Origin of the sequence: Lacticaseibacillus zhaodongensis, from assembly GCF_009687905.1 — a bacterium.
Classification (GTDB): Bacteria; Bacillota; Bacilli; order Lactobacillales; family Lactobacillaceae; genus Lacticaseibacillus; species Lacticaseibacillus zhaodongensis.
This window is the reverse complement of sequence record NZ_BLBG01000030.1, coordinates 1-10,952: the sequence shown is the minus strand read 5'-3', so window position 1 is coordinate 10,952 and position 10,952 is coordinate 1. Positions and strand designations below refer to the sequence as shown.

9 protein-coding genes are annotated in these 10,952 nt (G+C 53.9%); 2 read left to right on the top strand and 7 right to left on the bottom strand.

The features are described from left to right. Nucleotides 1-317 precede the first annotated feature (317 nt). From GN107_RS10975 to GN107_RS10960, 4 genes are all read right to left on the bottom strand, one after another. On the bottom strand, nt 318-1,160 hold the full coding sequence (locus GN107_RS10975) for an aldo/keto reductase family protein (RefSeq protein WP_155287896.1): 843 nt from the start codon (nt 1,158-1,160) through the stop codon (nt 318-320). Between the two features lie 71 nt (nt 1,161-1,231). Next, the gene (locus GN107_RS10970; protein WP_155287897.1) at nt 1,232-2,209 is read right to left on the bottom strand and encodes a biotin--[acetyl-CoA-carboxylase] ligase; all 978 of its coding nucleotides are present in this window, start codon (nt 2,207-2,209) and stop codon (nt 1,232-1,234) included. Further along, nucleotides 2,200-2,748 (bottom strand): biotin transporter BioY, encoded by a 549-nt coding sequence (locus GN107_RS10965; RefSeq protein WP_230678613.1) that lies wholly within the window; start codon nt 2,746-2,748, stop codon nt 2,200-2,202. The genes GN107_RS10970 and GN107_RS10965 overlap by 10 nt, the downstream gene beginning before the upstream one ends. A gap of 135 nt (nt 2,749-2,883) precedes the next feature. After that, nucleotides 2,884-3,135 carry a GlsB/YeaQ/YmgE family stress response membrane protein gene (locus GN107_RS10960; protein WP_155287898.1) on the bottom strand — a complete coding sequence of 84 codons (252 nt, stop codon included), beginning with the start codon at nt 3,133-3,135 and terminating at the stop codon, nt 2,884-2,886. Nucleotides 3,136-3,540: 405 nt separating this feature from the next. On the opposite strand from GN107_RS10960, the gene GN107_RS10955 reads away from it, so the two are divergent. Both GN107_RS10955 and GN107_RS10950 read left to right on the top strand, forming a co-directional pair. Beyond that, on the top strand, nt 3,541-4,917 hold the full coding sequence (locus GN107_RS10955; RefSeq protein WP_155287899.1) for an NAD-dependent succinate-semialdehyde dehydrogenase: 1,377 nt from the start codon (nt 3,541-3,543) through the stop codon (nt 4,915-4,917). An 814-nt stretch (nt 4,918-5,731) separates the two neighbouring features. After that, on the top strand, nt 5,732-6,223 hold the full coding sequence (locus GN107_RS10950; RefSeq protein ID WP_155287900.1) for a GNAT family N-acetyltransferase: 492 nt from the start codon (nt 5,732-5,734) through the stop codon (nt 6,221-6,223). Between the two features lie 291 nt (nt 6,224-6,514). Here GN107_RS10950 and GN107_RS10945 read toward each other — a convergent pair whose 3' ends face one another. The 3 genes from GN107_RS10945 to GN107_RS10935 are packed head-to-tail and all read right to left on the bottom strand — an operon-like array spanning nt 6,515 to nt 10,215. Continuing rightward, nucleotides 6,515-7,987 (bottom strand): amino acid ABC transporter substrate-binding protein/permease, encoded by a 1,473-nt coding sequence (locus GN107_RS10945; protein WP_196246339.1) that lies wholly within the window; start codon nt 7,985-7,987, stop codon nt 6,515-6,517. A gap of 30 nt (nt 7,988-8,017) precedes the next feature. Continuing rightward, a complete protein-coding gene (locus tag GN107_RS10940) occupies nt 8,018-8,758 on the bottom strand; it encodes an amino acid ABC transporter ATP-binding protein (protein ID WP_155287904.1) in 741 nt (246 codons plus the stop codon). Then, the gene (locus GN107_RS10935) at nt 8,755-10,215 is read right to left on the bottom strand and encodes an ABC transporter substrate-binding protein/permease (protein WP_155287902.1); all 1,461 of its coding nucleotides are present in this window, start codon (nt 10,213-10,215) and stop codon (nt 8,755-8,757) included. The genes GN107_RS10940 and GN107_RS10935 overlap by 4 nt, the downstream gene beginning before the upstream one ends. Nucleotides 10,216-10,952: the final 737 nt, after the last annotated feature.

Sequence of the window (10,952 nt, the reverse complement as noted above, 5' to 3'; positions counted from 1 at the left end):
GGGAAACTGCCTGCGAGGGTAAGAAGCTGCCACGCTCCTAGTAAGTCTCAAGCATATGCTTGGGGCTTTTTGTTTACACTAAATTGGATGGATGAGCTGTGTTGTTAACCCAATGAGTGTTTGCGCTGCTGGTGCGGTGGCGTGTTTGTGTCCCCTCGTCAACGGTACTAATGGATTGTGGCCAGAACGATTCCGCGTTTTGATCATCGTTCTTGGCTCGTTAACCTCAATGACTCTGTACATATTATTCAATCACAGCAAAACAGCCATCCGTGACTAAGCGGGTGGCTGTTGGTGTATCTATTGTTAATGAAGCGTTAGTACTCGTTGTGGTCCTCACCAGGTGCCGTGTCCTTCAGGGTGTCTAGGAAGGCCATGTCGTCGTCACTGATTGTGAAGTCGAGCTTGGTGTTGGCCTCGATGTGGGTGGGATTAACGGCCTTAGGAAGCGGCAAAATACCCTTTTGCAGGACGTAACGGATTGCTACTTGCGCAACGCTAACACCGTAGTGCTTGGCAACTGATTCAATATCCTTGTTGCCGATGATAAAGCCGGTTGCTAGTGGCGAGAAGCCTTCAACCAGTAAGCCGTTCTTCTGGGCACAGGCGACGTTTGCGTCCTCCGTGTAGCCAATGTAGTACTGCAGCTGCAGGGCCATTGGTTTAATAGTGCAATTGTTGTAGATGTTCTCCTGATCAGCAACGTTGAAGTTGGAAATACCGATTGCCCGGACCCGGCCGGACTTGTAGAAGTCCTCCATGGCGCGCCACGCTTCGATGTTCTCCTTCTTGTAGTCGGCGCCGAGTTCTGCCCATGGCCACGGTGCGTGGATGAGGTAGAGGTCTAAGTAGTCAACGTCGAGCTCCTGCATGCTGTGCTCGATTGCTGCTTGGGCGGCCGCGTAACTTTTGGCTTCAGCGGGCAGTTTGCTGGTGACGAAGATGTCCTTGCGCGGAATGCCGGAATCACGCACTGCCTTGCCCACGCTGGCCTCGTTGCGGTAAGCGGCCGCAGTATCAATGTGGCGGTAGCCAGCCTTCAGCGCCGCGCTGACAGCGTTGTAGGCCGTCTCCCCCGCCGAAATCTGCCAGGTGCCAAAGCCGACCTTAGGAATGGTAACCCCATTACTCATGGTGTATGTATCAGTCAAAATACTCATGTTTTACCCTCACTTTTTGTGGTTTGGCTCGATTGTAGCACTTCCAGTAGCGCGATTCTGCAAAATTGTGTTCAGTGCTGCCACCCCATAACCCGCACGACCTCACCACTGCTGTAATTCTGCGTGCTGCCGTCCGCTTGGGCGAGGATGATGCTGCCATCATCGGCAATGCCCTGGACACGGCCGGTAACGGTGCTCTGGCCCAAGTTTAAGGTGACGGTGCGACCGATGAGTAGGGAGTACTGGCGGTACACCGGTAGCAATGATCCGCTAGTGAACTCACTAAAGTCGACTGTGAGGCGGTCAAGGAGTGCGGCGGCCAGGCGGTTGCGGTCGACGTCCGCGCCCGCAGCGATGGCACCGGCCTTGCTGCTGATGGCGGCGGGGAAGTCCGCGGTGGTCAGGTTCAGACCCATGCCGACGATGAAAGCCGCGCTGGACGCTGATTCCATCTCCATGACGGCCTCGGTGATAATCCCGCCGACTTTGTGCTCGTTCAGCAGGATGTCGTTGACCCACTTAAGACCAAAATGCTTATTCGGGAAGAAATCAGCGAGCACCTGGACGGCCGCGGCCGCCACGCCCGTCGTGAGCAAGCCGGCATTAGTTAAGTTTCCACTAGGGTTTGGCATGATGACACTCATGTAGAGACCACTGGCCTGGGGGGAGTAGAAGTCCCGACCGCGGCGTCCGTAGCCCCGGGTTTGCTGATCGGCAATGATGGCGGTCGGTTCGGTGATTTTGCCTGTGTTCAACAGTTCTTTGGCCCGCAGTTGGGTCGAATCGGTGGTCGCTAGAACCGTGAAGTTGGGGTGGCGCTGACTGTAGAAATTGATTGCGTCCTGGTCGAGCTGGGTGCAGCCGGTGTATTGGTAGCCCTGACTTTTGCGGGCCGTGATAATGTGGCCACTTTTGCGCAGGGCGTTGATGGCTTTCCAAATCGTTTCGCGGCTGACGGCTAGGTCTTGGGCCAGGACGTCACCGGAGCGCCAAGTATTCGGATGCGCCAGCAGGTCGTTCAGGACCCGGGTGCGGGTTGCTACTGCCATGATTGATGGACTCCTCTCCGCAGGCGGCGGCTGATTGCCACCACCAAGGTTGCTTTCAGTATATCACCGGGAATAAACACCAGGTTACTGGCAAAAGCGGCACCCAGCGGCATGTGCGCCTGCATTGCCAGCCAGATTGATCCGGCCGCGTCGACAAATAATACCCCAATTAGGATCATTACCAACCATTCGTAGCTCCAACTGCGCGGCTTGCGGCCCATGAGTAGGCGCAACAGCCCCGGCACAAATAACCAGCCATACATATACCCGGCCGTTGCCCCGACAAACATGGCCGCGCCGCCCCGACCGCCGGAGAGGAAGGGCAGACCGCATGCCACTAGGAACAATAATAAGGTGATGGCAGTGGTACCACCCCGTGCGCCCAGCAGCGAACCCGCGAGCATGACGCCCATATTTTGCAAGACGAGAGGAACGGGAATGAAGCCGAGCGGGACCGCTGGCAGCAGGCCCAGCACGATCAATAGGGCCAGCATCATGGCGGTCTGGCTGAGGCGGCGTAACGCGCTGTGTTTACTCATTTACTTGACCATCCTTTGCACTTGATGGGGCAAGCATAGATTATAGTAACCCATGTGTCAACAACAGGGTCACTATATTTTTTTGCAAAATAATAGCCACCCTCCAGAGCGAAGAGTGGCCGTTACCAATGCATTTTAGTTGTAGTGCCGACCGCTGATCAGGGACACGATGAACACGAAGATAACCGCCCCGATGATGGCAGGGAACACCGCGATGCCAGCGAGGTGCCATCCCCAGCTGCCAAAAAGGGCACTGCCGATGAACGAACCGAGCAGTCCGGCGACGATGTTTGCGCCGCAGCCAGCCGGGTGGTCCCGCCCGACGATGGCACCACCGATGGAGCCGATCACTGCCCCGACAATTAGTAGCCAGATAAAATGAAACATACGCGCACCTCCCAATGTTTGTTGATCAATATGATTATTGACATAGTACCATTATTGAAAGGCTTAACCCAGATGTTGGGGCGAGATTCGGTCTAAAGGCTGACCCGATCCTCTTTATCCAGATGATTAGTCGACTCAGTACGCGGTGAAATACAGAGCGCATTTTGAACGTTACTCGTGTTGGGTTACGCAAGTCGTTTTTACGGTTAGGTAGGCGTGCGGCGCACCAGCCATAACTGAAGGCAATAGTGGTGTGATTGTCCGTTTGGTAGGGCTTGCATTACCTAGTCGTAAAGGATTAGGCTAGTATTATAAGGTAAATAATTAGCCTGAAAATTAGGTGGTGACCTGACAACATCCACCGCATTATTGCATTCTAATTAAGCGAAATAAGGAGGAACAATCATGGCATATCAAACCATTAATCCATACACAAACGAACTAGTGAAAGCCTATCCGAACGCAAGTGATGCGGACCTGGAAAAGGCACTGGCAACTGGGCATGCGCTTTATAAGCAATTCCGTAATGAAGAACCGGCTAGTCGGAGTGCGGCCTTGCACCGCGTCGCTGATGAGATGCGCAAGGATGAGGATAGCTTGGCTGCAACCATCACCACCGAAATGGGTAAGTTGATTGGTGAAGCCAAGGCCGAGGTTGAGCTTTGTGCCAACATTGCCGACTATTTTGCTGACCACGGCGCAGAGTTCTTGCAGCCAACGCCGCTGACAACACCTGCTGGCAAGGCCTACTACGCCAAGCAAGCGGTCGGCATCATCATGATGGTTGAGCCGTGGAACTTCCCTTATTACCAAATCATGCGGGTGTTCGCGCCGAACTTCATGGTCGGGAACCCAATGATTTTGAAGCACGCGCACAACACGCCGGCTTGTGCCGAAGCATTCGAGGACGTTTTGCGGAAGGCTGATGTGCCTGAAGGATCCCTGAAGAACCTGTTCCTTGACTACGACCAGGTAGATAAGGCGATTGCTGATCCGCGGGTGGCTGGCGTTGCGCTGACCGGTTCTGAGCGCGGCGGGGCATCCGTTGCGAAGTCTGCTGGTGAGCACCTCAAGAAGTCGACCATGGAACTCGGTGGCAATGACGCCTTCATTATCCTGGACGATGCCGATTGGGACCTCGTCAAGCAGGTCGCACCACAAGCTCGGCTCGGTAACGCTGGGCAAATTTGCTCGGCTTCCAAGCGCTTCATTGTTGTGGGTGACAAGTACGATGATTTTGTCGACTTCATGAAGACAGCCTTTGCAAAAGTCCAGCCGGGCGACCCAATGGACCCAAGTACGACTCTAGCACCACTGTCTTCCGCCAAGGCTAAGGCACACCTCCAGCAGCAGGTTGACGCGGCAATTGCGGCGGGGGCCAAGGTTGAGTACGGCAACACACCGATTGACTCTAAGGGTGCGTTCTTCCAGCCGACGATTCTGACCAACATTGATCGTAACAACCCCGTTTACAACCAGGAGCTGTTTGGCCCGGTTGCATCAATTTACCACGTGGCGACTGAAGAAGAGGCCATTGAACTAGCCAACGATTCCAGCTACGGGCTCGGCAGCGTGGTCTTCTCCAAGGATGCTGCGCACGCGGACAAGGTTGCCCAGCAGATTGAAGCCGGCATGACCTTTATCAACATGTCCTGGACGACTGCCCCTGAGCTGCCATTCGGTGGCGTTAAGAATTCCGGCTATGGCCGCGAATTGTACCAGCTCGGTTTGAATGCGTTCGTGAATGAGCACCTGATCATGAGTGCACTAGCTAAAGACTAGGGTTGGCGTAAAATCCCTTGTAGCCATGGTGGTCATTGGACGCAAATAACTTGATTTGTGATTGCAGTAATTACAAAAATTATCCCGTGGTTCTACGCTGACGACCAAAATTCTCTCCGCACCGTAGTTATTCAAGCAAGCATGATGGTGCTGGGTGGCAGATTAAGACTGTGATGTTATAATTAGGGTACAGAAAAAGGGACGTGCGGAAACACGCCCCTGCACAGCCGTTTTAAGAACGGTGGTCTTGTAGATTACGCAAACATTAAGCCGCGCAACTCGCCAAAGTTAACAGCGGCTTTTTGTTTGCGCTTTTTTTACCGGAATAGTTTCCGATACGTGTCTATCAGCGTGCGCACTGCGCGGAGCAGCACCGCTAGTTTCCTGACCAGCAGCACTACTGCCACAACCAAGCCAACCAGCGTTCCGATAAAACACGTTAACGACATTACTGCCGTCATGGCGCAAATGTACCTCCCTTCGTCAGGATGGGTTCCATGGTTTACACCATTGGCACCACCGCCTCTCAAGAAAGTACCACCGCTCACTCAACTTCTGTGTGCCAATATTATACATTTCCGCACATAAGAGCCGTAAAGCTTAAAACCGCCAATACACTGTTCATACCTAACTGAATGACGTGGCGTCGGCATTATTCTTAAAAAATAAAATTGGTCCACGTCCTTAATGGTCATTGTGCCAGAGCTGCGGTGCAAAAAATGCAGTGCCTACAAAAGCAAAATGCAAATGCTGGCCAGCATTACCGTCCAGATTCCTCTATACTAAACACAATACTTTGTAGGGGGAAATCAGCATGAGTTTATTAATGCGGGCACCACAAGCTACCGACTTGGCGGCCATTATGCGCATCGAACGCGCCGGCTTCACGCCGGACGAGGCTGCCAGCGAGGAGAGTATGGCCGAACGCATAAAAGTGATTCCGGACACCTTCATTGTCGCGGAGAAGGACGGTCAGCTTGCCGGTTACATTGTTGGTCCGGCAATCGGGGTCCGTTACCTGACCGATGACCTGTTTGCGCACCTGACCCCAAACGCCGCGGCGGACAAGGCCCTGTCAGTGCTCAGCCTCGCTGTCGATCCAGATTTGCGTGGTCAGGGTGTCGGTGGGAAGTTGCTAACCGCATTCGCCGCCCGGGCCAAGGAACAGGGCCGTGAGTTAATTTCACTGACCTGCTTGAACCGCTTAGTACCTTACTACGTGGAACACGGTTATGTGAACGAGGGGATGGCAGCATCAACGCATGCGGGTGAAATTTGGTACAACATGATTTTGAAGGTGCAGTAATACTGAACTTTTCAGTCCCTGTGGTCATTGATGACCGCGGGGGAGCGTAGCGACGCGGGCTCGAGTTCAGGGGCAAGACTCGGCGCTTTTCCGAGGCTTGCCATAACTCTTGTGCAGCTTGCTGCCCATAGAGTTATGGACAGCGTAGCGAACCCGGCCCACAGCGAGCCTGCGTCACTCCCAGCGGCGGCAGCGGAGGGAAATGCGCCCACCGCCCGGCAGCAATCATCCAAGTTAACAGCACGAAAAAGCCACCCTCCGCGAAGAGAGTGGCTTTTTGCTGTGGCAGAATTACGCCTGCATGTGCTTTTGGACCCAGTTGGACAACCAGGTGAGCACCGTGATGATGATCAGGTAAATCAGCGCGACCATTGTCCAGATTTTGAAACCTTCCATGTTCCGGGCGATGATGATTTTCCCGGTTTGCGTGAGTTCAAGCAGACCGATAATGGAAAGAATGGACGTGTCCTTCAAGGTGATGATTAACTGGTTGATGAAGGACGGCACCATGATGCGCAAGCCCTGCGGCAAAATGACGCGCCGCATCGACTTGCCCCATGGCAGGCCCAGCGAGCGGGCAGCTTCCATCTGACCGTCGTCAACCGCCTCGATACCACCCTTAACGAAGGCGGCGGTGTAGGCCCCTTCGTTAAGGGTCAAGGTGATGATGCCGGCGATGAACGCGGGAATTTTGCTCCCGGTCAGACTCGGGATCCCCGTGTAGATGAACAGTGCCAGGACCATCAGGGGCAGGCCGCGGAAAATGTAGATGAAGGTCGTGGCGACGCCCTGCGCAAACTTGTTCGGCATCACGCCGAGCAGGCCGATCAGCACGCCGATGATGGTGGCACAGATGATGCCGACCACGGTGAGCTCGATGGTTTCACCGAGGCCGCCCATGAGCGTGCCCCAGTTGGACTTGAGCAGACCCACAAAACTGCGGTTAGTCTCCTGCGTCTTGGCGTTCTTCTTTTGTTGCGCTTTGACGGTCCCATTGCCGAGGTACTTGGCGACAATTTTGTCGTAAGTCCCGTCAGCCTTGACCTTCTTGATGCCGGCGTTGATCTTTTTCATCAATCCGTCATTACGGCCCTTGTTGACGGCGATCCCGTAGTACTTCATCGTGGACGGCTTGCTGATGAGGTGCAGCTTCACACCCGTCGCAATCGCGTACTGAAGCACCGGCTGGTCATCGAAACAAGCGGCGGAGTTCCCACTGGCAACGTCTTGGTACATGTTGTCGGAGTCGTCAAAAGTGACGGTGGTGAAGCCATACTTCTTCTTGATGGAGTTAGCGTAATCAGCAGCCGCGGTCCCCGTTTTGATGGCGACCCGCTTACCACGCAGGTCCTTGAGGGACTTGACTTTGGAGCCCTTCTCGGCCGCAGCGACTGGGCCGGTCGGGTAGTACGGGTCGGACATGTCGAACTTCTGCTGGCGCTCCGGGGTAATGGTCATTCCGGCGATGACCCCGTCGATTTGCTTGGCTTCGAGGGCCTGAACGGCGGAGTTAAAACCGAGCTGCTTAAGGTTGACCTTGAAGCCTTCCTCCTTGGCGATGGCCCGCATCAGGTCGATATCGATCCCCACGTAGACATTCTTCTTGTTGGCGAACTCGAAGGGCGCGTAAGTTACGTCGGTCCCGAAGGTGTAAGTCTTTTCCTTCGCCGCCGCGGTCGTCTGTGGTGCAAAGGCACCGATGATGGCGATAATTCCCAGAATTAATAGGGTAATAATGTGTTTGCGTTTCATGCTGAGCCTCATTTTTCTCCTCTTGGCGTGAGTCAGGTCAGACTAGACATTCAGGACCTTATCCAGGAAGCTTTGCAGGCGTTCGTGCTGAGGGTGGTCAAAAATCTGTTCAGGGGTGCCCTGCTCCAGAATTTTGCCATCGCCGAAGAACACGACCCGGTCGGCTACTTCACGGGCAAAGCCCATTTCGTGGGTAACAATTACCATCGTCATGCCTTCCTTGGCCAGCTTACGCATGACTTCAAGGACATCGCCGACCATTTCGGGGTCCAGCGCGGAGGTTGGCTCGTCGAACAGCATGATGTCGGGCTTCATTGCCAGCGCGCGGGCAATCGCGACCCGCTGCTTTTGGCCCCCAGATAAGGAAGCTGGCATTGCGTCTTCCTTGTCGCCCAGACCAACCGATTCGAGTAGCTCCCGACCGGCCTTTTCAGCGTCGGCCTTGCTCTGCAAGCCCAATTCAGTTGGGGCGAGGGTGACGTTATCGAGCACGGACATGTTAGGGAAGAGGTTAAAGTGTTGGAACACCATTCCGATCTTTTCCCGAACCTTGTCGATATTCACGCCAGGGTGGGCGATGTCCTCGCCGTCAATCAGGATCTCGCCACTCGTGGTGGTTTCGAGCCCGTTGATCATCCGCAAAACGGTACTCTTACCAGCACCGGAGGGACCGATCATTACAACAACTTCATTGTCCTCAACCTGCAAGTCGACACCCTTGATGACGTCATTGCTGCCGTAGCGCTTGTGGACATCCTTCATTTCAACACGTGTAGTCATTATGCATTCACCTTTTTCTGAAACCAATTTGATAGCCATGTTAACAGAGTAATGATAATCAGGTACATCAGTGCGACCATGGACCAGATGCGGAAGCCTTCCATGTTGCGCGCAATGATGATCTTACCAGTTTGGGTCAGTTCGAGTAGCCCAATGACGGACAGGATCGATGTGTCTTTCAGGGTAATGATGAACTGGTTGATGAAAGACGGCACCATGATTTTGATCCCCTGCGGCAAAATTACGCGCCGCATTGACTTACCCCATGGCAAGCCGAGGGAACGGGCGGCTTCCATCTGGCCGCCATCAACGGCATTGATACCGCCCTTAACGAAGGCGGCGGTATAAGCTCCTTCATTCAAGGTCAGGGTCACGATACCGGCGATGAACGCAGGAATTTTGCTGCCGGTCAGGCTTGGCAGGCCGGTATAGATGAACAGCGCGAGCACCATCAGGGGTAGGCCCCGGAAAATGTAAATGAAGGTGGTCGCGACGCCCTGGGCAAACTTGTTCGGCATCACACCGAGCAAACCGATCAGGACTCCGAGGATGGTGGCACAGACAATGCCGACCACGGTCAGTTCAAGGGTTTCACCGAGGCCGCCCATGAGCGTGCCCCAGTTAGCCTTGAGCAGGCCGATGAAGGTGTGGGCCGTTTCCTGTGTCTGCTTGTTTTTCTCTTTCTGGGACTTGATGCTACCGTTGCCGAGGTACTTGGCAACGATTTTATTGTAGGTGCCGTCCTTCTTCAGGGCCTTGATGCCGGCGTTGATCTTCGGCATCAGCGCAGCCTTGCTCTTGTTGGCAACCCCGATTCCGTAGTAACCGGACAGGGCGGGCTTGGTGACGATTTTAAGCTTCATGCCGGTCGCGATGCTGTACTGCATGACCGGCTGATCTTCGAAGCAGGCCGCCGAGTTCCCAGTGGTGACGTCCTGGTAGACGTTGTTGGAATCGTCAAAAGTAACGGTGCGGAAGCCGTACTTCTTTTTAATTGAGTTGGCGTACATTGCGGAAGAAGTTCCGGTCTTGACCGCGACCCGCTTGCCGCGCAGACCAGACAGACCCTTGATTTTGGAATTCTTAGCGACCGCCATGACGACCCCGGACTTGTAGTAGGGGTCGGACATCGCCATCTTCTGTTTCCGCTCGGGGGTGATACTCATCCCGGCGATAACGGCGTCCATCTGGTTAGCTTCGACGGCTTGAACCGCCGCGTTGAAGCCGACCGGTTTAATGTTAACTTTGAAGCCTTCACGCTTGGCGATGGCATTCATGAGGTCAATATCGATGCCGACGTACTTGTTGTTCTTATTCGCGAATTCGAAGGGCGCAAAAGTAACGTCGGTACCAACTGTGTATGTCTTTTCAGCCGCTTGAACATGTTGCGGGGCCGCTACTGCGGTAAGGATTGCGATGATACTGGCCACGAATGCGGACCACAACCATTTATGTTTCAAAATTGACACCATCTTTCAGAAAAATCAGTATGTTTTAATCTTAGCGGTAACGTTAGATGATGTCTAGAATTCATGTCAGCTTATATAACAAAGAGAGCGTTTTAACTTTACTGCAGTGTTTTTAGGAGCTTACGTGTGCGGTTTAGGCCGCCAGGCGGGGCGCAGCTGCTCCGCACTCCGCGGCTTTGCCGCTCCGATGTCGATTGAACTAGTGGCGGCAGAGCCGCAACAGTTCAAGTCGCTACGCAGCAGCGCCCCGCCCGGCTACGGTGGATAGTCATAGCTACTGAGGAGGTAACAGGTAAATAGCCTAGCATTCTGTTGATATAAGGTGATTTGTAAATTGTGTGATGTTTGGCTGATGAGCGAAATTCGTGATCCATATTTCCCGGGTGATAATGGCTTGTCGATAATGATCACTAGTGTAGGGTGCTGGGCGCCTTTTTTGGAGTGCAGCTGGCGGGAGTGACCATGCTGAAACGATTATTGAGGGTGATAGGCTTGCGGTTTTTGCATGGCTATTACCCCCAATAATCGGGGAGAGTGGAGAGACCGCCAAGTCTGATGTAGATACTGTCAGCGATTATCGACAGTGGTGAGAAAACACGGGCGGGCTCGGAGCTCAACCGGAAGACTTGACCTGGTCTTGGTCAAGTCTGGAGGTGGCCCCAGCATGTGGAGTGCAATAGAAAAGTTGGACAGTTATCAGATTATTTTCCGCTGTGCCCTGTAATGTA